The sequence below is a fragment of the Rhodococcus sp. 14C212 genome (assembly GCF_011058195.1).
GTDB classification, from domain to species: Bacteria; Actinomycetota; Actinomycetes; order Mycobacteriales; family Mycobacteriaceae; genus Rhodococcus; species Rhodococcus aetherivorans.
Window position 1 is genome coordinate 49584 of the sequence record NZ_JAALEH010000024.1, and the last position, 21618, is coordinate 71201.

20 protein-coding genes are annotated in these 21618 nt (G+C 70.9%); 7 read left to right on the top strand and 13 right to left on the bottom strand.

Features of this window, described 5'->3' with window-relative positions; translation table 11 throughout:
• Positions 1-63 precede the first annotated feature (63 nt).
• From G6038_RS13295 to G6038_RS13310, 4 genes are read right to left on the bottom strand one after another with little or no spacing between them, the layout of a single operon-like run.
• Positions 64-948: an LLM class F420-dependent oxidoreductase gene (locus G6038_RS13295; protein WP_165038341.1), complete on the bottom strand. Its 885-nt coding sequence runs from the start codon at positions 946-948 to the stop codon at positions 64-66.
• Complete coding sequence (locus tag G6038_RS13300; protein WP_165038342.1) at positions 945-1817, bottom strand: SDR family oxidoreductase; 873 nt, start codon at positions 1815-1817, stop codon at positions 945-947. The genes G6038_RS13295 and G6038_RS13300 overlap by 4 nt, the downstream gene beginning before the upstream one ends.
• 3 nt (positions 1818-1820) lie before the next feature.
• Entirely contained in the window at positions 1821-3518 is a 1698-nt protein-coding gene (locus tag G6038_RS13305; RefSeq protein ID WP_165038343.1) for an AMP-binding protein, read from the bottom strand.
• Between the two features lie 14 nt (positions 3519-3532).
• On the bottom strand, positions 3533-4726 hold the full coding sequence (locus G6038_RS13310; protein WP_165038344.1) for an NADH:flavin oxidoreductase: 1194 nt from the start codon (positions 4724-4726) through the stop codon (positions 3533-3535).
• A 217-nt stretch (positions 4727-4943) separates the two neighbouring features.
• On the opposite strand from G6038_RS13310, the gene G6038_RS13315 reads away from it, so the two are divergent.
• Complete coding sequence (locus G6038_RS13315) at positions 4944-6608, top strand: class I adenylate-forming enzyme family protein (protein WP_165038345.1); 1665 nt, start codon at positions 4944-4946, stop codon at positions 6606-6608.
• A gap of 68 nt (positions 6609-6676) precedes the next feature.
• Here G6038_RS13315 and G6038_RS13320 read toward each other — a convergent pair whose 3' ends face one another.
• From G6038_RS13320 to hsaA, 9 genes are all read right to left on the bottom strand, one after another.
• On the bottom strand, positions 6677-7798 hold the full coding sequence (locus G6038_RS13320) for a transglycosylase domain-containing protein (protein ID WP_165038346.1): 1122 nt from the start codon (positions 7796-7798) through the stop codon (positions 6677-6679).
• 129 nt (positions 7799-7927) lie between these two features.
• Entirely contained in the window at positions 7928-8716 is a 789-nt protein-coding gene (locus G6038_RS13325) for an SDR family oxidoreductase (RefSeq protein WP_165038347.1), read from the bottom strand.
• Positions 8717-8726: 10 nt separating this feature from the next.
• A complete protein-coding gene (locus G6038_RS13330) occupies positions 8727-9377 on the bottom strand; it encodes a PaaI family thioesterase (protein WP_165038348.1) in 651 nt (216 codons plus the stop codon).
• On the bottom strand, positions 9374-10246 hold the full coding sequence (locus G6038_RS13335; protein ID WP_165038349.1) for a MaoC/PaaZ C-terminal domain-containing protein: 873 nt from the start codon (positions 10244-10246) through the stop codon (positions 9374-9376). The genes G6038_RS13330 and G6038_RS13335 overlap by 4 nt, the downstream gene beginning before the upstream one ends.
• Positions 10247-10248: 2 nt before the next feature.
• A complete protein-coding gene (locus G6038_RS13340) occupies positions 10249-11499 on the bottom strand; it encodes a lipid-transfer protein (RefSeq protein ID WP_165038350.1) in 1251 nt (416 codons plus the stop codon).
• On the bottom strand, positions 11496-13688 hold the full coding sequence (locus tag G6038_RS13345; RefSeq protein ID WP_165038351.1) for an acyl-CoA dehydrogenase: 2193 nt from the start codon (positions 13686-13688) through the stop codon (positions 11496-11498). The genes G6038_RS13340 and G6038_RS13345 overlap by 4 nt, the downstream gene beginning before the upstream one ends.
• A 28-nt stretch (positions 13689-13716) precedes the next feature.
• A complete protein-coding gene (locus G6038_RS13350; RefSeq protein ID WP_165038352.1) occupies positions 13717-14877 on the bottom strand; it encodes a steroid 3-ketoacyl-CoA thiolase in 1161 nt (386 codons plus the stop codon).
• 221 nt (positions 14878-15098) lie between these two features.
• Entirely contained in the window at positions 15099-15743 is a 645-nt protein-coding gene (locus G6038_RS13355) for a TetR family transcriptional regulator (protein ID WP_165038353.1), read from the bottom strand.
• Positions 15744-15912: 169 nt separating this feature from the next.
• Positions 15913-17079: a 3-hydroxy-9,10-secoandrosta-1,3,5(10)-triene-9,17-dione monooxygenase oxygenase subunit gene (gene hsaA, locus G6038_RS13360; protein ID WP_165038354.1), complete on the bottom strand. Its 1167-nt coding sequence runs from the start codon at positions 17077-17079 to the stop codon at positions 15913-15915.
• Between the two features lie 231 nt (positions 17080-17310).
• Here hsaA and G6038_RS13365 point away from each other — a divergent pair, with 231 nt between their 5' ends.
• The 6 genes from G6038_RS13365 to G6038_RS13390 all read left to right on the top strand — a co-directional run bounded on the left by G6038_RS13365 (position 17311) and on the right by G6038_RS13390 (position 21333).
• Positions 17311-18486 carry a 3-ketosteroid-9-alpha-hydroxylase subunit A gene (locus G6038_RS13365; protein ID WP_165038355.1) on the top strand — a complete coding sequence of 392 codons (1176 nt, stop codon included), beginning with the start codon at positions 17311-17313 and terminating at the stop codon, positions 18484-18486.
• Positions 18464-18721 (top strand): hypothetical protein, encoded by a 258-nt coding sequence (locus G6038_RS13370; RefSeq protein WP_040270135.1) that lies wholly within the window; start codon positions 18464-18466, stop codon positions 18719-18721. The genes G6038_RS13365 and G6038_RS13370 overlap by 23 nt, the downstream gene beginning before the upstream one ends.
• A 21-nt stretch (positions 18722-18742) precedes the next feature.
• Complete coding sequence (locus G6038_RS13375) at positions 18743-19534, top strand: SDR family NAD(P)-dependent oxidoreductase (protein WP_040270134.1); 792 nt, start codon at positions 18743-18745, stop codon at positions 19532-19534.
• Positions 19535-20088: 554 nt separating this feature from the next.
• Positions 20089-20382 (top strand): hypothetical protein, encoded by a 294-nt coding sequence (locus tag G6038_RS13380; protein WP_240918469.1) that lies wholly within the window; start codon positions 20089-20091, stop codon positions 20380-20382.
• Between the two features lie 123 nt (positions 20383-20505).
• Positions 20506-20895 (top strand): hypothetical protein, encoded by a 390-nt coding sequence (locus G6038_RS13385; protein ID WP_165038356.1) that lies wholly within the window; start codon positions 20506-20508, stop codon positions 20893-20895.
• Between the two features lie 99 nt (positions 20896-20994).
• Entirely contained in the window at positions 20995-21333 is a 339-nt protein-coding gene (locus tag G6038_RS13390; RefSeq protein ID WP_240918473.1) for a hypothetical protein, read from the top strand.
• Positions 21334-21618 lie beyond the last annotated feature (285 nt).

Consider the following 21618-nt stretch of genomic DNA (forward strand, 5'->3'; position numbering starts at 1 on the left):
TCGGACGCTAGTCAGCGTGGCCGCCGAGCGGGCGAACCGTCTCGACCAGCGGGAACCAGCCGGTCACACCCGGCCGAGGCGTTCGGCGCAGGCGGCCATCTCGTCGACGACCCGGCTCAGCGACCCGGCTTTCGGCGAGGCCGACAGCACCATCCGCCCGGCGCCCAGCTTCCGGGCCCGATCCATCCGGGCCTCGTCCAGGCGCGGCAGCGTCGCCCCGAGGACCAGTTCGACGGCGCCGGGATCGCGGCCCGCCGCCTCGGCGGCGCGGCGCATCTGCCCGATCGCGCGGTCGAGGTCCTCCCCCGCCAGGCCGAGCGGCTGGAACCCGTCGCCGAGCCGGCCGGCCCGCCGCGCGGCGGCCGCGCTGTGCCCGCCGATGTACAGCGGCACGCCGGTTTCGCGGTGCGGCTTCGGCCAGCTGTGGGCGCCGCGGAACGCGAAGAACTCGCCGTCGAAGTCCACTCCGGCCGGGCCGGTGCCGGCCCACAGGGCGCGCATCACCGCGATCGCCTCGTCGGCGATCTTCCCGCGACGGTCGAAGTCGCCGCCGCACGCCTCGATCTCCTCCCGCATCCAGCCCAGCCCCAGGCAGATTCGCACCCGGCCGCGGGAGAGCCGGTCGAGGGTGGCCAGGCGTTTGGCCAGCACCACCGGGTGGTGGTTGGGCAGCACCAGCACCCCCGTAGCGAGCCCGAGGTCGGTGGTCGCGCCGGCGACGAACGACAGCAGCTCGAGCGGGTCGGGCAGGTCGCAGTCGTCGGGCAGGTGCGACTTGCCGGTCGGCGAGTACGGGTACGCGCTGCCCGTGTTCGAGACGACGACGGAATGCTCGACGGCGGAGATCTCGTCGAATCCCAGTTTCTCGGCGGTGCGGGCGAATTCGAGGATCCATTCGGGGTCCCCGCTGTGCCCCAGCTCGATCGGCACCACCACACCCAGCTTCACGTGACGTCCGTCCTCTCGTTCCGCCGCTCCGCCTCGGAAGCGGGCATCTTCTCGATCAGCGTCGGCGCCCACACGACCTTGCCCAGCAAGCGGTCCGCGTCGGGCGCGGTCGCGAGCCACACGGCGGCGTCGGCGGGCACCGTCGCCGGCACCGCGTCGAAGCCGGCGTCCTGCACCGCCCGGGTGCCGCCCCGGGCCCGCCCCGACTCGGTGACGACGAAACCCGGACTGAGGTTGAATGCCCGGATACCGCGGGCGCGGTACTCGGCGTTGATCATCCCGGCGATCCGGGCGAACGCGGCCTTCGACGCCGCATAGGACAGGCCCCAGCCGCCCTCCCCCGGTGGGGCGGGCGGGTCGATCGCCGCCGACCCGGACACCAGATCGATCACCACACCGCTGCCGCGCTCGAGCATGGCCGGCAGCACCGTCTGCATCAACGCCACCTGGTGCAGGTAGTTGCCGTCGATCATGGCGGCGGCGTCGGCGAGGTCGATGTCGAGCAGCCGGTCCATGTTTCCCGCGGTCTGCGCGTAGGCGTTGGCGACCAGCACGTCGATCCGGCCCCACGCGTCCAGGACGCGCCGGCCCGCGCCGCGCACCGATTCGACGTCGAGCAGGTCCATCGGGACGGGCAGCGCCCGCACTCCCAGTGCCTCGATCTCCGCGGTGGTGGTCTCGAGGCTGCCGGGCACGGCGATGGGTTCGTCGCCGTCGCGGCGGCTGCGGGGCGGCACGGCGCCCTGCCCCTCCCGGACCGTGCGGGCGGTGACGGCGACGTCGAAGCCCGCACGGGCGAACGCGAGGGCGGTCTCGCGTCCGATGCCGCGGCTGGCGCCCGTGACGAGGGCGACGCGGGTGCCGGGCATCGGCTACACGCTCAGCAGCCGCTGCCGACCGTGTGCGGCGAATTCGTCGTCCAGGGCGGCCTTGTCGGCCTCGCTCATCGCGGTGTACTCCGGCGCGCCGCGTCCCACCCACCGGTACAGGGGCTCGGTGGTGTGCCAGCGCTGCGCCTGCAGCTCGCGCTTGAGGACCTTGTTCGAGCCGGTCACGGGAAGGTTCGTCGACACCCGCACGAACCGGGGAATCGCCTTCGACCCGAGATCGGCTTGGCCGGTGAGGAATTCGGCGAACTCGGCCGGGTCGAAGTCGGTGAGCGAAGCGACCTCGATCGCCGCCATCACCTGATCGCCCGACCGCGGGTCCGGCACCGCATAGACACCGGTGGTCACGACCTTCGGGTGCCGGCGCAGGACCCGCTCGATCATCAGCGCCGAGGTGTTCTCGCCGTCGACCCGGATCCAGTCGCCCTTGCGGCCCGCGAAGTAGATGAAGCCGGCCTCGTCGACGTAGCCGAGGTCGCCGGTCCAGTACCAGCCGTTGCGGATCCGCTCGGCGTCGGCGACGTCGTTCTTGTAGTAGCCCTCGAAGGCGCGGGCGCCCTCCTTGTTGATCATCTCGCCGATCGCCTCGTCCGGGTTGAGCACCCGGCCGTGCTCGTCGAGCACCGCGCGGGCACACTCGGCGAACGTGTCGGGATGCACCACCGCGATCCCGGCGTGCGCGGGCCGGCCGAGCGCGCCCTCCGGCGCCGCCGGATCGAGCCGTACCGAACCGGCGCCCTCGCTCGAGCCGTATCCCTCGTACAGCACCGCGCCGAACCGGCGCACGAACTCGGCCTTGTCCTCCGGCGAGGCCTCGGTGCCGAAGCCCCGCTCGAGCCGGTTGTCGGCGTCGTCGGGCTGTTCGGGGGTGGCCATCAGGTAGGCCAGGGCCTTGCCGACGTAGGTGAAGAACGTCGCGCCGAAGAACTTCACGTCGGGCAGGAACCCGGACGCGGAGAACTTGCGGGTCAGGCACACCGTCGCACCGTTGGCCAGGGCCGGCGCCCACAGTGCCATCAGCGCGTTGCCGTGGAACAGCGGCATGCAGCAGTAGTCCACGTCGTCGCGGTGGTGCCCGTATTTGGCGGTGTTGGCGTACGCGAGCCGCGACAACCGGCCCTGGGAGCACTTGACGGCCTTGGACCGGCCAGTGGTACCGGAGGTGAACAGCAGCAGGAACAGGCTGTCCTCGCCGACGCCGTCGGCGATCGCCGGCTCCACCCGATCGAGCCGCGCCGCGTAGCCGGGATCGTCGATCAGCAGGAATCGGTCCTCGTCGAGACCCAGGTCGAGGCCGCGCAGCTTCGCCATCCCGGCGGTGTCGGTGACGATGAGCTGGCAGTCCACATACCGGATCTCGGCCTCGAGTTCCGCCGCGCCGCGCGTGGGATTGATGCCGACGACCGTCGCGCCCACCAGCGCGGCCCCGCCGAGCCAGAACAGGAAGTCCGGGACGTTGTCGAGGAGGATGCCGATGTGGAACCGGCCGTCGCCGCGCAGCGACTGCGCGAGAGCGCCACGCGCGGCGCTCTCGCGCACCACGGCGTCCCACGTCCAGTCCTGTTCCCGGGTCCGCAGGCCGAGCCGGTCGTCGCCGCCGCGGTCGAGCAGCATCTCGGCGATGGTGGCGCGCTGCACCCCCGCTTCCGTCGCGGCGGTGCCGGGGTTCACGGTGCTCGTCATCGTTGCGGCTCCCTTCACGCCGTCCGGAGCACGCAGTGGGTGCCCCCGTAGATGGCGGTCATGCACTTGTTGCAGTGGTTGCACAGCGACGCGGCGTCCGCGTCCTCCTGCATGCGGTTGACGAGGTCCGGGTCGCGCAGCAGCGCCCGCGCGGCGGCGACGAACTGGAAGCCCTCGGCCATCGCCTCGTCGATGATCGCCCGGTTGGTGATGCCGCCGAGCAGCACCAGCGGCATCTTCAGCTGCGACCGGAACTGCTTGGCGTCCTCGAGCAGGTAGCCGTCGCGGTAGGGATATTCACGCAGGAAGTGCTTGCCCACCAACTGGATTCCCAGCTTCGTCGGCTGCGGCATCACGGCGGCGAAGTCGCGCAGCGGCGCGTCGCCCTTGAACAGGTACATCGGGTTGAGCAGGGAGCTGCCGGCGGTCAGCTCGAGGGCGTCGAGCGAGCCGTCGGCCTCGAGCCACCTGGCCACCTGGATCGACTCGTCGAGCCAGAAGCCGCCGGGCACGCCGTCGTCCATGTTGAGCTTGGCGAGGATCGCGATCTTGTCGCCGACGGCGTCGCGGACGGCGCGGGCGGCCTCCCGCGCGAAGCGGGCGCGGTTCTCGAGCGACCCGCCGTACTCGTCCTTGCGCTTGTTGATCTTCGGGCTCAGGAACGAGCTGATGAGGTAGTTGTGCCCGAAGTGGATCTCGACGGCGTCGAAGCCGGCCTCGACGGCGCGGCGCGCGGCCTCGGCGTGGCCCTCGGTGATGCGGGCGATGTCCGCCTTGGTGGCGGGCTTGCTGAAGTTCTGGGTCGTCATGCGGAAGGCGCGGCTCGGCCCGAGGGCCGGGGTGCCGAGGTACTTGGCGGCGGCGACCGGTCCGGCGTGCCCGATCTGCGCCGACACCGCGGCGCCCTCGGCGTGGATCGCGTCGGTGAGCCTGCGCATGCCGGGCCGGGTCTCGTCGGTCCACTGCAGCTGGCCGGGCGCGGTGCGGCCGTCGGGCGCGACGGCGCAGTACGCGACCGTCGTCATGCCGACGCCGCCGGCGGCGGGCCGGCGGTGGAACTCGATGAGCTCGTCGGTGACGAGCCCCTTCGGGGTGAGCCCCTCGAACGTGGCCGCCTTGATGACCCGGTTGCGCAGGGTCAGCGGACCGAGCTTCGCGGGGGCGAAGGGATCGATCCTCGTCGTCGGGTTGTCGAGAAATGTGGACATGCGGTTGCTCCTCCGGCAGCGATTCTGCGCCGAACGTAGCCCCGGCTGTCGGGTGGATCACGGGAAGTCCCGCTCAGTGGTAACCACTTCCGCAGCCGCGAGCCGCCATGAGAAATTGCAGTGGCACGCCTCACACGCGGCCGCGGCCGGGGTGGGGTTCCAGGCCCATCGCAGCAGGCGACACGGTATTCACGTGACACGAAGGAAAGGTCCCCGCATGACTGCGTCCGCAGATCCCCGGCTGTACCTCGACGAGGTCGTCTCCCGCCTCACCGGTCCGGGTGGCCGGTTCGAGATCGTCGAGGAAGAGGTGCTCGGCGCCTCGATGCCGGTGATGAAGAACCGCGGCAGGGCGGTGGGAGATCTGCTCGCCGACTCCCTGCGCTGGGGCGAGCGGGACTACCTCGTCACCGCCGACCGCCGGCTGTCGTTCACCGAGCACGCCGCCGCGGCGTACTCCCTGGCCCATGCGTTGCGCGAGCGGTACGGCGTGGAGAAGGGCGACCGCGTCGCGATCCTGGGAGCGAACACTCCCGAATGGGTGATCGCGTTCTGGGCGAGCCAGGTGCTCGGTGCCATCACCGTGGGCCTCAACGGTTGGTGGGTGCCGCGGGAGATCGAGTACGGCCTGAAGCACAGCCGCCCGAAGATCCTCGTCGTCGACGCCAAGCGCGCCGCGGCCCTGGCCGACGTCGACACCGGCGGGCTCACGGTCCTGACGATGGAGGAGGACCTGCCGCGGCTGATCGCGCAGTTCCCCGACGCCGTGCCGCCGCGCGTCGACATCGACGAGGACGACCCGTCCGTCATCCTCTACACCAGCGGCACCAGCGGCCGGCCCAAGGGCGCGCTGCACTCGCACCGCAACCTGCTGGCGGTCGTCGACTACCACCGGTTCAGCGACGCCCTGCTCGCGGCGTTCACCGGCCGGACCTACAGCGACGACGTCCCCAGCGACCTGCGGTACCTGCTCACCTCGCCGCTGTTCCACATCGCGAGCCTGCACAACCTGGTGATCCCGCGGCTGGCGACGGGCAGCGCGGTGATCATGCACCAGGGCTCGTTCGACGTGGACAAGGTACTGAGTCTGATCGAGCGCGAACGCGTCACCAACTGGGGTGCGGTGCCGACGATGGCGTCGCGGCTGCTCGAGCACGACGACCTCGGCAAGTACGACCTGTCGTCGCTGACGGCGTTCGCGCTCGCGTCGGCGCCGTCGTCGATCGCGTTCAAGGACCGGCTGCGCGAGAAGGTGCCGTTCGCCCGCAACGCCCTCGTCGACAGCTACGGCCTCACCGAGTGCAGCACCGCCATCGCGGTGGCCAACTCCCAGGACCTCGAGGCGTTCCCCGGCACCCTCGGCCGGCCGATCATCACGGTGAGCCTCGAGATCCGCGACCCGTTCGGCGAGTGGTTGCCGGACGGCGTGGAGGGCGAGGTGTGCGTGCGCAGCCCGTTCGTCATGCTCGGCTACTGGGAGGACGAGGAGGCCACGGCCGCGGCCATCACCCCGGACCGGTGGCTGCGCACCGGCGACTACGGCGTCATCGAGAACGGCCGGCTGCGACTGACGGGCCGTCGCTCCGACCTGATCCTGCGCGGCGGCGAGAACGTCTATCCCACCGAGATCGAGCAGACCCTCGACGAGCACCCGGCGGTGCGCGAGTGCGCCGTGATCGGTGTTCCGCACCCCGACCTCGGCCAGGAGGTCGCGGCGGTCGTCGTCCTCGCCGACGGGGCGAGCGTGACGGAGGAGGAACTGCGCGAGTACACGGCCGAGCGTCTGTCGTACTTCAAGGTCCCCACCCGCTGGCGGATCACCTCCGACCTGCTGCCCCGCAACGCGACGGGCAAGACGGTGCGCCGCGAGGTCAGCATCTAGTTGCGCGGGGCGGTGCTTCTTGCGCGCGTTCTCACGCGCGCAAGAAGCACCGCCGGTCGCGGATGCGGCTACTGCGACCGGGACACGAACCCGGGATCCTCGACCGCCAGACGCTGGCGCACCGGCTCGGGCATCGTCGAGCACGAATCCTCGCTGGGCCGGTCGTCGGCGTGGTCGGCGGCCGAGTCCTCGATGCCCACCGACGCGACGATGTTCTCCCAGCCGCCCCAGCCGGCGAAGCGGGCGGGCAGATCGACGTTGGCGGCACCGTTGATATGGAACGCCGCGCTCGGGTACTGCGCATACGCGGGGGCCGCGACACCCCCGCCGGGCAGGCGCACGACGTCCTCCGGGTTGGGCAGCATGCCCGCGAGCTGCATCGCGTGGTACGGGTACATCTCCCACGGCGCGGTGTCGAAGTAGTACCAGCTGGCCGCACACACCCCGTACAGGTCGGGACCGAACTGCGCGTAGTTCAGGTACAGCTCCATGATGCGGGCGTCGGGAAGGGTGCTGCTCAGCAGGATCGACGGCACCGTCTCGACCGCCTTGCGGATCGCGCTCTGGTCGGGGGTGAAGAACATGTTCTTCGCGAGCTGCTGCGGAATCGTCGAATACGTCTGCTGCGGCGCACCCGTCAGATGGGCGCGGGCGCGGTCGGCGTAGTCGCCCCAGTGGAACGCCTGCGCACGAAGGCCCATCTGGTCGTCCTCGTGGGCGATCACCGAGGCGACGACGTAGCGGCTGACATGGTCGAGCGAGACGTACTGGTAGGTGACCGGGCCGTCGTCGATGCGCATGAACCGCGACGACGCCGGCGTCCACACCCGCAACGACGCGGTGGCTGTCAGCGCGATCAGCACGAGCGCCGCGACCGCGGCCCCGGCCCACTTCGCCCGCGTCGGCCACGGGTTACGCGGCGGCTGCGCCGGCAGCGGGGGCTGCCCGGGCCGGGCGACGGGCGGCCACGGTTCGGTCCGGCGCAATCCCGCGTATTCGGGCTCGCGACGAGGCTGCGGCTCGGACCGGCGGGGCCACTGCAGCGGGGGACGACGCAGCCGGCGCGGCTTCGGGCCGCGGTCCTGCGGTTCCCGGCGCACCGGCGCCTCGGGGGTCGCCGCCCAGGCGCGCAGGCGGGCGGCGACACACCGGGTGCACCGGCCCTCGACCCGCCGCTCGAACGGACCCACGATCCGGCCGCACGCTGCGCACCTGCCCGGCCTCATCGCTGCACACGCCTCCCGCTGATCACCGACACGACCCCTTCATCTTCGTCGCCGACGGTCACGGGCCGGTCTCGGGGGGTCGGGACCGGATGCTCAGTCCACCCGCGGCGCCCACTGGACGCCGTTGATGTGCGCGCCGCCGTCGACGAACAAGGTGTTGCCGGTGAGGTAGCGCGCACCGTCGCTCGCGAGGAACACCGCGACGGGTCCGATGTCGTCGAGCGGGTCACCGATGCGGCCCATCGGGTTGGCCTGCGCCGACGCCGCCGCCATCTGCGGGTCGGCCTCGGCCACCCGCCGGAACGCCTCGCTCTGCGCGCCGGGGCAGATCACGTTGCAGCAGATCTGCTTCGGCGCCCATTCCCGCGCCGCGGTGCGGGTGAGGGTGCGCAGCGCCTCCTTGGCGGCGTTGTACTGCACGGAGTACATGTGCGCGTTGACGCCGTTGAGCGAGCACAGGTTGATCACCCGGCCGGTGCCGTGGCGCTCGAGTTCGGGAAGGGCGCGCTGCATCGCCCAGAACGCCGCCATCACGGCCGTGTCGAATCCGGCACGCAGCTGCTCGTCGGTCATGTTCTCGAACCGGGCGTACCCGGAGCCGCGCCAGGCGTTGTTGACGAGGACGTCGAGGCGGCCGAACCGGTCGGCCGCGCCGTCGACCGCGGCGTGGACCTGGGCCTTGTCGGTGACGTCGGTGCGCACGAAGTAGGCACGCGCACCCCACTCGTCGCGCAGCCACCGGGCGGTGGCATCGCCGGCCTGCTCGTCGATCTCGGCGACGACGACGTCCGCGCCCTCCCGCGCGTACGCCGCGGCGATGCCGCGCCCGATGCCCATGCCGGCGCCGGTGATCACTGCGACACGACCGTCGAGTGCTCCCATGCGAATTCTCCTATCGGGGACGCGGAACCGTCTTGTCGATGAACAGTCCCTCCACCGAGACGCACAGGTGCCCGTCGGCCGTCGTGATGCTGCCGACGGTGCGGATCTTGCGGCCGTCGACGGAGACGAGCCGGCCGGTGACGACGAGCGGCTCGAACAGCGGCGTGGGCCGGTGGTAGTTCGTCTCGAGCTTCGCCGTCATCCCGGACTTGCCGCCCCACGCGTTGGCAACACCCAGCACGTGGTCGAGGATCAGGGCCGACACCCCGCCGTGGACGCACCCGGGCGGACCCTGGTACGGCATCGTCAGCGTGACCGTGCCCCGCACCGAGCCGTCCTCGAGGCCCTCGAGGACCAGGGGCGGGGCGATGGCGTTCTCAGGCCCGGTGACGGGGTCGTGCCGGGTGACGCCCTCGCCGTTCCACATGTCGATCAGTCGTTCGGCGACCTCCGGGGCGTGTTCCTCGAGGTGGTCGGCGATGCTGTTCAGCTCCTCCGCGACCCGGTCGAGGTTGGCGTTGCCGCGGTCGGTGCGCAGCATGGCGTCGACGACGCGGCGTGCGGCGGCGGTCGCCCGGTCCACCGGCGCGTCCTGCGGCGCCGAGGTCAGCACCGTGCCGTGCGCGTGGGTGGCGGCGGTGGGGTGGGTTCCGACCTTCACGGACGCACCTCCATGACAGCGTGCGTGAGGACGGGAGCGCCGTCGCGCTCCGGACAGGTCGCCAGCAACGTCAGCCGGTCGCCGTCGCGCCAGACGGCGGTCTCGAGGGTCTCGCCGGGGAACAGCGAGCCGGCGAACCGCACCGAGTAGCTCTGCACCCGCGCCGGATCGCCGTCGAGCAGGCCGTCGACGACGGCCTTGCACACGATGCCGTAGGAGGCCAGACCGTGCAGGATGGGCCGGTCGAAGCCGGCGGCCTGCGCGAACGCGGGCTCGGCGTGCAGCGGGTTCATGTCGCCGCTGAGCCGGTACAGCAGCGCCTGCCGCGGGCCGGTGGGCGAGACGAGGACGGTGTCGGCGTCGCGGTCGGGCACCGAGTGCGGCGTCTCCGGGCCGGGTTCGCCGCCGAAGCCGCCTTCGCCGCGGGCCCAGATCTGCATGCCGGTGGTCCACAGCGGGGCGCCCTCGGGGGTCGTCGCCGCCTGTTCGAGCACGATGACGGCGGCCTTGCCCTTGTCCCACACGTGGGCCACGCGCGACGAGATGTGCGCCGTCCCGGAGGTGGGGATGGGGGCGTGCAGCTGCAGCGACTGCCCGCCGTGCAGGATCCGGCGCAGGTCGATGTCGATGCCGGGCAGGTTCATGCCGGCCGGTTTCAGCGCGCCGGCCGAGATGCCCTGACCGGCCACCATCGCGAACGTCGGCAGCACCCGCAGGTCCTTCTCGTACACCCAGCGCAGCTCGGCCGGGTCGAGTCCGTCGCCGCCGGCGCCGAGCCCGAGGTGGTACAGCATGACGTCGCGGTCGGTCCAGACCGCTTCGCGCACAGTGGGTTCGGCGGACAGTGCGGTCTTCGGGTCGATGGGCACGGTCAGTTCTCCTTCTCGTCCGCGGATCCGGTGAGGGTTCCGGCCCGGTACAGCGTCACCACGCACGCGCCGCCGAGCCCCAGATTGTGTTGCAGGCCCACGCGGGCGCCGTCGACCTGACGGCCGCCGGCTTCGCCGCGCAGCTGCCAGGTGAGTTCGGCGCACTGGGCCAGGCCGGTGGCGCCGAGGGGATGGCCCTTGGAGAGCAGCCCGCCCGACGGGTTGACCACCCACCGGCCGCCGTAGGTGGTGGCCCCCGATTCGACGAGCTTGCCGCCCTCCCCCGGGCTGCACAGACCGAGTCCTTCATAGGTGATGATCTCGTTGATCGCGAAGCAGTCGTGCAGCTCGATCACGTCCACGTCGTCGACGGTGAGCCCCGCCTCGGCGAACACCCGGGCGGCGGCCGCCCCCGTCATCGGGGCACCGACGACGTCGATCATCGAGCGGCTGTCGAACGATTCGCCGGTGTCGGTGGTCAACGCCTGCGCGACGATCTCGACGGCCCGGTCCTCGAGGCCGTGCTCGCGCACGAACGCCTCGCTCACCAGGACCGCCGCGCCGGCGCCGTCGGAGGTGGGCGAGCACTGCGAGCGGGTGAGCGGTGCGTGGATCATCTTGTCGCCCAGCACCTGTTCGAGGGTGTACTCGTCGCGGAACTGCGCGTAGGGATTGTGCACCGAGTGCCGGTGGTTCTTCACCGCCACGGCGGCGATCTGCTCGGCGGTGGTGCCGTAGCGCTCCATGTGCTCGACCGCGGCGTTGCCGAACAGCTGCGCGGTCATCGGGCCGGTGTCCCACTCGTGCAGGTCGGTCATGACCTTCAGGTGGTGGTCGAGGGTGGTGACCTTCGGCAGTTCGCCGGTGCCGGTCAGAGAGGTGCGGGTCATCTTCTCGAACCCGACGGCCAGCGCGACGTCGGCCTGGCCACCCTGCACCCAGTCGCGCGCCGTCATCAGCGCGGTGGAGCCGGTGGCGCAGTTGTTGTCGACGTTGACAATCGGGATGCCGGTCAGGCCGATCTCGTAGAGCGCGCGCTGTCCCGCGGTGGACGGCTGGAACACGTAGCCGACGGCGGCCCGCTGCACCCGCCCGTAGCCGATCCCGGCGTCGCCCAGGGCCGCGTCGACGGCCTCGCGGACCATCTCGGGGTATTCCCGGCCGCCGGTCTCGATCTTCTCGAACTTCGTCATCCCCACGCCGACGACGAACACGCGGCGTCCCTGCCGCGCCGACGTCACGGCGGCGCTCACTTCCCGGGCTCGGGGTCGCGGGGCAGGCCGAGCAGGCGCTCCCCGATGATGTTGAGCTGGACGTTGGTGGTGCCGCCGGCGATCGACATGCACTGGGAGTTGAGGAACATCTGCGTCGCCGACCGGCGGTCCTGCGCGCCGAGCAGGGCACGCGGTCCGGCCCAGTCCATCGCGACCTCCCACACCTGCTGGATGTGCTCGACGCCGAGCAGCTTCGCGACCGAGGACTCGGCGCCGGGCTGGGCACCGGCCAGCGAGCGCAGCGTGGTGCGCAGCGCCATCAGCCCGCCGGTCTGCGCGTCGCACAGCACCTTCCCGAGGACGGTGGCCTGTTCGTCGTCGAGCCCGCCGGGCAGTTCGGCGGCCAGGTCGAGCAGGGCCTCGCCGCCGGAGCCGAGGGACGAGTCGTGCGAGAGAGAGACGCGTTCGTTGGCGAGGGTGGTGCGGGCGAGCTTCCAGCCGTCGCCGGGCTCGCCGACGAGGCAGTCGTCCGGGACGAAGACGTTGTCGATGAAGATCTCGTTGAACAGGGCCTCGCCGGTGATCTCGCGCAGCGGGCGGATGTCGAGGCCCTCGCTGCCGCGCATGTCGACGAGGAAGTACGACAGGCCCTTGTGCTTGGGAGCGGAGGCGTCGGTGCGGGCCAGGCAGATACCCCAGTGGGCGTCGCGGGCCATGGAGGTCCACACCTTCTGCCCCTGCAGGATCCACCCGCCGTCGACCTTGGTGGCCTTCGTGGTCAGCGACGCCAGGTCCGAGCCCGCGCCGGGCTCGGAGAACAGCTGGCACCAGACGATGTCGCCGCGCAGCGACGGCGGCACGAACCGCTCGAGCTGCTCCGGGCTGCCGTGCGCGATCAGGGTCGGCACCACCCAGTTGCCGATGATCATGTCGTGCGGCTTCAGGCTCGCCGCGCGCAGTTCCTCGGCGATCACCAGCTGGGTGACCGCGTCGGCACCCTTGCCCCACGGCGCGGGCAGATGCGGTGCGGTGTAGCCCTTCTCGGCGAGGTATGTGGTGCGGTCGGCGCCGTCGAGCGCGGCGGCGGGCGCGAGCTCGCCGCGCACCTCGTCCCGGATCCGCTCCGCCTCCGGCGGCAGGTCGATGCCGAGGACGCGGCGGGTGCCGCCGCGGGTGAGGTCGGTGACGCGCCGGCGCCACGACGCGGTGGAGCCGAGCAGGATCCGCAGCGACTGGGCGCGGCGCAGGTACAGGTGCGCGTCGTGTTCCCACGTGTAGCCGATGCCGCCGAGAATCTGGATGCAGTCCTTGGCCACGGCGAACGCGGCCTCGGGGGCTGTGGCGCCGGCGACGGCGGCCGCGAGGGACGCTTCGTCGGCGCCGGCGCCGCCGGGGGTCAGGGCGCGGGCGGCGTCCCACGCGCACACGCGGGCCTGCTCGGCGAGTGCGAGCATGCGTGCGGCGCGGTGCTTGACGCCCTGGAACTGGCCGATCGGGCGGCCGAACTGGCGGCGCACCGCGGCGTACTCGGCGGCGGTGCGCACGCACCAGTCCGCGATACCCGACGCCTCGGCCGCGAACAGGGCGGCCGCGAGATCGGTGACGCGCTGCGGGTCGATCCGCAGCACGTCGTCGGCGCCGAGCGCGAGCCGATCCACCTCGAACTGCGAATTACCGCGCACCACATCGTGACCGGGCAGATCCTCGACGTCGACCCGGTCGCGGTGCAGCAGCACCCAGGCGCGGTTGCCGGCGTCCTCGGCCGCGACGAGCAGCACGTCGGCGGTGTGGCCGCCGAGGACGAATCCGGACCGTCCGGACAGGGTGGTGCCGGCCGAGCCGCGCCCCACCCGCAACGTGCCCGGGTCGAGGGCGACGCCGGCGAGCGTGGCACCGTCCGCGAGACCGGCAAGCTCGGCGGTGCGGCCGGCCTCGCGCAGCACCGCGGCGGTCAGCACGGTCGGCAGGAACGGGCCGGGCACCATCGACCGGCCCAGTTCCTCGATGACCACCGCGAGTTCGACCAGACCGAAGCCGGCGCCGCCGACCTCCTCGGGCAGGTGCAGCCCGAGCACACCGAGTTCGGCGAGCGAGCCCCAGAACGCGGGACGGGCGTCGGTCTTGGCTTCGACGGCCTGGCGCACCACGTCGGCGGTGACGTGGCGGGCGGCCCAGCCACGCACCGCGTCGCGCAGGTCGCGGTCCTCGTCTGTCAGTCCAATGGTCATGTCGGCCTCACGAATTCGATGGTGGTGGTCAGATACGTTCGATGACGGTGGCGGTGGACAGTGCGCCGCCCGCGCACATGGTGACCAGTGCCGTCGACCGGTCGGACCGCTCGAGCTCGTGCAGTGCGGTGGTGAGGAGGCGGGCACCGGTCGACCCGACGGCGTGACCGAGGGCGATGGCGCCACCGTTGACGTTGACCTTGGACATGTCGGCGTCGAGCACCTGCGCCCACGACAGGACGACCGAGGCGAACGCCTCGTTGATCTCGACGAGATCGATGTCGTCCAGCGTCATCCCGGCCTTGCCGAGCACGTGGCGCGTGGCGTCGATCGGGCCGTCGAGGTGGTAGTACGGGTCGGACCCGACCATGCCCGAGGCGACGATCCGGGCGCGGGGCCGTAGGCCCAGCTCCCGGGCGCGCTCGGCGCTGGTGAGCAGGACCGCGGCGGCGCCGTCGCTGATCTGCGACGCGGAGCCCGCGGTGTGGATGCCGCCCTCGACGACCGGCTTCAGCGCGGCCAGGCCTTCGGCGGTGGTCTCGCGCAGGCCGCCGTCGCGGGTGACGACGGTGGTCTCGCCGGTGGGCACGCCGTCGACGAGGACGGGCGCCTCGGTGGGGACGATCTCGCGGTCGAACCGGCCCTCGGCCCAGGCGGCGGCGGCGCGGCGCTGCGACTCGAGGCCGAAGGCGTCGGTGTCGCCGCGCTTGATGCCGCGGTTGGCGGCGATACGCTCGGCGGAGGTGAACTGGTCGCCCATGTCGATGGTCCAGTCGTCCGGGTAGGGGCTGCCGGTCTCGGGGGTGAGGGCCTGGCCGAGGAAGACCCGGCTCATGGATTCGACGCCGCAGCCGATGCCGGCGGTGATCTGGCCGGAGGCGATGAGGCCGGCGACGATGTGGACGGCCTGCTGGGAGGAGCCGCACGCGCAGTCGATCGACGTGGCGGCCGTCGTGTAGGGCAGGCCGGCGTGCAGCCACGCCTGCCGGGTGATGTTGTTGGACTGTTCCCCGGCCTGGGTGACACATCCGCCGACGACCTGGCCCACCTGGTCGGCGGCGAGGCCGGCGCGCTCGAGGACGGCGCGCTGCGCGGTGCCGAGCAGGGTGGCCGGGTGCAGACCGGACAGGGCGCCCCGGCGGCGGCCGACGGGGGTACGGGCCGCGTCGACGATGACTACGTCGGTCATGAGCTGGCTCCTCGGAACATGAGTGCTGGGCAGGTGTCGATGGGACGCGCCGGTGCACGGAACCGAAACGCGTTCACTTTTGGAATGTATTCCATTTCTTACGCCACGGCAATGGTCTATTTCGGACCCGATGCAGCTCTAAGCCACGCATACGGAATAAGAATTCATTTCAGTTCTGGACGCACACCACGGTTCGAGACACGGGTGCGCGACCGGGGAGGTCAGACGGAGGGTGCCGGGCTCGCGTTCGCCGGGCTCGCGTTCGACAGGCCCGCGAGCAGCAGCTCACACGCCACCCGCAGGTCGGACTCCGCGTCGGGAACCGAGATCCGGCCGTTGAGACTGGACTGGATGATCCCGAACCACGCCTGTTCGAGGACCCGCACCAGCGTCGCGTCCCGTTCGGTGACGTACTCGAGCCCGGCCGCCCGATAGAGCACCTCGCGGAAGCGGTGGTCGATCTTCGCGACGTCGGGAATGGAGGTGGCCTTGGCGTTGCTCGTGGACTGGATCATCGCCGTCGCCAGCAACGGCCGTCGCCGCAGCGCCCGCGTCGCCCGCACGAGCGCCTCGTAGACGGCCTCCTGCGGGGTGGCGTCCGGGTTGGTGCGCTGGGCCATCCGCTCGCTCATCTGATCGATCTGATCGACCATGACCGCCACGAACAGGTGCGTCTTGGACGGGAAGTACCGGTACAGGGTGCCGATGGCGACGCCGGCCATCTTCGCGACCTCGTGCATCTGCACCCGTTCGAGTTCCTTCTCGGTCGCCAGGCTCGCCGCGGCGTCGAGGATGCGCCCGAACCGCGCGCGTTGCTCGGCGGACGTCGGCTCCGCGGCGTCCCGCGCTTCGGCAACTCTGGGCACGGGGTCCTCCTCCGTCGTCTCGTCTCTGCGGCGACGCCGCGCCGCCCAGCATCCCGCGATCCGCGCCGAGCCGCCGGAGATCTTCCACTGAGTGGGACGCGCTCGTGCTCGACGCACGAGAGGGAGGATACAGCGATCCCCGGCACCCCTCGTTCCAGCAGGTGGCGGCTCAGATCAGGTTGTCCTCCACCGGCAGGCCGAATGCGCCCCGTCCGTACATCGCGAGGGCGCGTTCGGGATCGTTGGCAACGTGCACGCTGCCCGCGTGCGCGTCACGCCACGCCCGCTCGACGGGGGTCCCCCGGCCGAGCGAGTTGCCGCCCGAGGTCTTGAACAGCAGATCGATCGCCTCGACGGCACGCTCGGTGCCCCGCACCTGGTCGCGGCGCAGCCGCAGCCGCAGCCGCGTCGGCAGCGGCTGCCCCGCCACCGCCAGCTCGTACAACTCCCGGATGTTGCGGTCCGTCTGGAGGATCGCCGCGTCGATCTCCGAGGCGGCCCGGGCGACGGCGACCTGCGCGAACTGGTCCTCGGCGAACCGGCCCCCGCCCAGGCTCAACCGCACCCGGCTCCGCATCGCGCCCAGATACTGCTCGTAGCAGCCGGCGACCGTTCCGATCACCGGCGCGGCGACGGCGGTGGTGAAGATCGCGGCGAACGGCAGCCGGAACAACGGTCCCGGGTTCACCGCGTGCCCGGGGGCCCGCAGCTGCGCCAGGTCGTAGTTGCGCACCGTGCGGTGGTGCGGCACGAACGCCTTGTCGACGGAGATCTCGTTGCTGGCGGTTCCGCGCATGCCCACGACGTCCCACACGTCCAGGATCCGGTAGTCACTGCGCGGCACCAGGACGGTCATGAAGTCCACCGGCCGGCCCTCGGCACCGACGACGAGTGCCCCGAGCAACGCCCAGGTCGCATGCTCGCACCCGGACGAGAACCGCCAGTTGCCCGACAGCCGGAATCCGCCGTCGACCGGGACGAGTTCGCCGACCGGCGCGTACGACGAGGACAGCAGCGTCGAATCATCCTGCCCCCACACATCGTCCTGGGCCTGCGGGTCGAACAGGCCCAGGTGCCAGGAGTGGACCCCGAGGATCGACGTCACCCAGCCCGTCGACCCGCAGGCCCCCGAGATCTCCCGCACCACCTCGTAGAAGCGCACGGGGTCGCACTCGAGACCGCCGTACCGGGCGGGCTGCAGCATCCGGAACACCCCCGCCGCGGCCAGGTCCTGCACGGTCTGGTCCGGCACCCGGCGCGAGTCGTCGACCGTCTGCGCGCGCTCCGCGATGGACGGCAGCAGTTCGCGCACCTTCGTCAGCACGTCGTCGGGCATCGGCGTCACTCCTTCGTGACCGGGGCGGGTACGGGCTCCCCCATCGTGCGGCGCCGTCGCCGCGGCCCGCCGGAACGTGTCCCGGACAGTGGGATCGCCGCACCCCCGGTGACCGGCCTCACCTAGCGTCGATCCCACAGGTCGCAGGCGGCTGCCGTCCCCCGGCCCACCCGCGCACAGCACCGAGGTGCTCCATCCGATACGACATTTCCTCCGAAAGGACGGACGACAGTGAGCTCCAGCAAGTCCGACGACGTCGAAGTTCGCGAGATCGTGGCCGGTGCCGCGCCCACCCGGTTCGCCCGGGGCTGGCACTGCCTGGGCCTGTCCGAATCCTTCAAGGACGGCAAGCCGCATTCGGTCCACGCCTTCGGCACCAAGCTCGTGGTCTTCGCCGACAGCAACGGCAACCTGAAGATCCTCGACGCGTACTGCCGGCACATGGGCGGCGACCTCAGCCAGGGCACGATCAAGGGCGACTCGGTGGCCTGCCCCTTCCACGACTGGCGCTGGGGCGGCAACGGCCGGTGCACGTCGATCCCCTACGCGCGGCGCGTTCCGCCGATCGCGAAGACCCGCGCGTGGCACACCCTCGACCAGGACGGAATGCTGTTCGTCTGGCACGATCCCGAGGGCAACCCGCCGCCCGCCGACGTCACCATCCCCCGCATCGAGGGCGCGACGAGCGACGAGTGGACCGACTGGGTCTGGTACACCACCGAGGTCGACACCAACTGCCGCGAGATCATCGACAACATCGTCGACATGGCGCACTTCTTCTACGTGCACTACTCGTTCCCCACGTACTTCAAGAACATCTTCGAGGGCCACGTCGCGACGCAGATCATGCACGGTCAGGCGCGGGAGGACATGCGGCCGCACGCCGACGGCCAGCCGAAGCTCGTCGGCAGCCGCTCCGAGGCGGCGTACTTCGGTCCGTCGTTCATGATCGACGACCTGCAGTACAAGTACGAGGGCTACGACATCGACTCGGTGCTGCTCAACTGCCACTACCCCGTCACCGAGAACAAGTTCGTCCTGATGTACGGGATCATCGTGAAGAAGTCGGACGCCCTCGGCGACTCGGCCGACGAGACGGCCCGCAAGTTCGGTGACTTCATCGCCCGAGGCTTCGAGCAGGACGTCGAGATCTGGAAGAACAAGACGCGCATCGAGAATCCGCTGCTGTGCGACGAGGACGGCCCCGTCTACCAGCTGCGCCGCTGGTACGAGCAGTTCTACGTGGACATTGCGGACGTCAAGCCGGAGATGACCGAGCGGTTCGAGTTCGAGATGGACACCACCCGCCCGGTGGCGGCGTGGATGAAGGAGGTCGAGGAGAACCTCGCTCGCAAGACGGCAACCGAGGAGGCGACGACCAGCGATGCAACCCCTGCAGTGCACTGAGTGCGGCGCCCGGGTTCTCGTCGCCAAGAACAGCTGGGAGCACACCTCCGTCCAGTGGAACGAGCAGGCGCGGTCCCGGTGCCCGGAGATGCGTGAGCAGGGTGGGCAGGACTCCCGGCCCGGGGCGCCGCGCCGCGGTTGCGCGAAACTCGCCGAGACGATCACGTGGGCCGCGACCGAAGGCCGCCTCACCGTCCTCGACGACACCCCGGTCCCGGGACCGATCGTCCACTAAGTCAGCCGGAAAGGAACTTTCGTGATCGACGTCAAGCAGTACGGCCCCTGGGCCGTCATCGCCGGCGGCTCCGAGGGCGTCGGTGCCGCGTTCGCCGACGAGCTGAGCAAGGCGGGGCTGAACCTGGTGCTCGTCGCCCGCAAGCCCGGCCCGCTCGAGGAGACCGCCGAGAAGGTCCGCGGCAACGGGGTCGAGGTGCGCACCCTCGCGCTCGATCTGCTCGCCGACGACGCGGTCGAGCAGCTCCGGCAGGCGACCGCCGACGTCGAGGTGGGTCTGCTCATCTTCAACGCCGGCGCCAACAGTTACGGTCACGAGTTCGTCTCCGGCGATCTCGACGGCTTCCGTGGCGTGATCACCCTCAACATCGATCGGCAGCTGGAACTTTCGCACCTGTTCGGCGCGAAGATGAAGGAGCGTGGGCGCGGCGGCATCATGCTGCTCGGCTCGCTCGCGGGCTACATGGGGTCCGAGCACCAGAGCATCTACGCGGCGTCGAAGGCGTTCAGCCGGGTCTTCGCCGAGAGCCTGTGGCTCGAACTCGCCCCGCACGGGGTGCATGTCGTCGAACTCGTCCTCGGTGTGACCCGCACCCCGGCGATGATCCGCGCCGGGCTGAACTTCGACATCCCCGGCATGCTCGTCGCCGAGCCGGAGGAGGTGGCCCGGGAGGGCCTCGAACACCTCACCGACGGACCGGTGTGGGTGGCCGGCGGCAACTACGAGGCCGCGGTCAAGCGCAGCGGGTTCCCCCGCGACAAGCTCGTCCGGGGCGCGGCCGAGGCGATGCGCAAGCTGCTGAACAGGAGCTGACCGAACGGACTTCCGGGCGTCGGTGTGAAAGCACCGAGGCGGGGGTACCTTACACACGATCGGGTCGGCCGGACTGCGCACATTCCATGACAGTCGGTCCACCGTCGACTTGCTGCGCAGGACGGCCGGCCCGATCGGTTCTCGTATCCGAACTGCCCATCCGCCGAGCACGGCGGGTGGGCAGTTCGTTTCTGTGCGGGTCGGAGCGCCGGCCGGGTCGACGGCCGCGCCGGCGGGACCTGCAAGCTCGGTGCGACGTCGGTAGGCGCGGACCGCCACTGCGTTCCGCGCAGAGCGCCGACGATCCTGTCCTGCAGGCGCACCGGGGTCATGGCGCAGCCGTAGCCGACGATCACCACGAGCCATGGCAGGTCGCGGCGGGCGCACCGCCGGGCAGCAGCCCCGACAGATTCGTCACGAGCAGCGTCTCGACGACGCCGAGCAGCACGGCGGGAACCATGCGAGCGGGTGCGGCCCTCCCGCGGTTTCGATTGCGATGCCTAGTCGAATCTAACGCCCCGGGAGAGACCACTGTGAAGTCTGACGGAGAACTCATGGACATACACAATGCCTACGATCTGACCGGCTCGTACCGTGCCGCCGCGCAGCTGTGCGGCTGCTCGCACAACACCCTCAAGAAGGCCGTCGAGGACCGGGCTGTGGGTTTGCCGCCGACAGTGCGGCGCGCCCGGTTGATCGACGACTGGCACAACGTGCTGGAGGGGTGGGTGGCCGAGTCCCCAGCAAGATCCGCGGCGACGTCTCGCGCCGGCGGTTGCAGGCGCTCGGCTATACCGGCACCGACCGTACTCCCGGGCGAGCTGGCAGAGATCAAAACCCGATGGTGACTCGGCGATACACGGGTGCACCGCCCGTGGGTGACCGAACCGGGGTGGTGGCTGCAGTACGACTTCGGGGGACGGCCCGGTCGTGGACGACCGCAAACTGGTCCTGCTCGTCGCGTAGCTGGTGTGGTGGCAGTTCCGGGTGGTGCTCGTGTTGCGGGACCGGACCGCGGACTCACCGAGGCCGCAGAGCACCGAGCGGCAATTGCGGTGGCGATCGCCGAATTGGACCGTACCGATGCGCTGTTGACCGCCGTCGACGAACGCGTCGAGGAACTGGGTTCGCTGCTGAAATCGGTGGCCGGCAAAACGGTCGCGGCGCTCGATCTGCTCGAGTCCGAACCGCTCGACCCGCAGGCACACGCCTCCCGCCTCCAGCAGGCCCTGACACTGGTCGTCGCCGTTCGCGACATCGCCGCGACCCCGGTGGTCGACGAATCCGGCGAGCTGACCGAGCACAGCGCGACCCTGACCGTGCGCCACCGACCGATGACCAAGGAGACTCCCCATGCCTGAACCCAAGAAAGTGCCCGGACCGACCGTGCATGTCGGGGAAATGCTCGATCCCGCGCGGGGGCACTGTCGGCCGTCGACGGTTTCGCCGCCTTGAACCAGATGGTCACCGCCGCGCAGGACTGCCTCCGCCTCCACGCCCTCGAAACCACCAAACGGGCCCGGCTCAAGGCCTACGCCGACACGGAAGTCGCGCGGATCAAGGCAGCCGAGTCCATCCTCAAGGACTACTTCGAGCACGCGTTCGCGGACCGGCGTGCCACCTTCGACGGCCTGTTCACCCGACTCGACCAGGCTCTCGAGCAGGAGAACGCCGACGCCGTCAACGCGGTCCTGCGCGGCATCGTCGACGTCGCCCGCACCTCCCCACTGGCCGATCTCGGGGACCTCAGCCAGATCCGGGCCGCGCTCGACGACTCGGACCAGGTGTGGGAGCTGTAATCTTGATTCAGCATTCTGGTCCAGACTCGGGGCCCTGCGCCGCCTCCGACGTCGGAGCGGATTCGACCGTCCCCGATTCGCTGTCCATGCCTCGGGGCTGGGCGTCCTTGCGCGGCAGAGAGCAGTAGGTGAAGGTACCGCCGTACAAGCCGACCGAATACCGGCGTGATCACGTGTTCGAAGATCATGGATTCTTCCGCTCAGCACGGCGGAGCGCCGGATAGGAAGCCCATGTCATGCCGGCTTGAGCCGCGTGTGTCTCCAACGAAGCCGTCTTGAATCCGA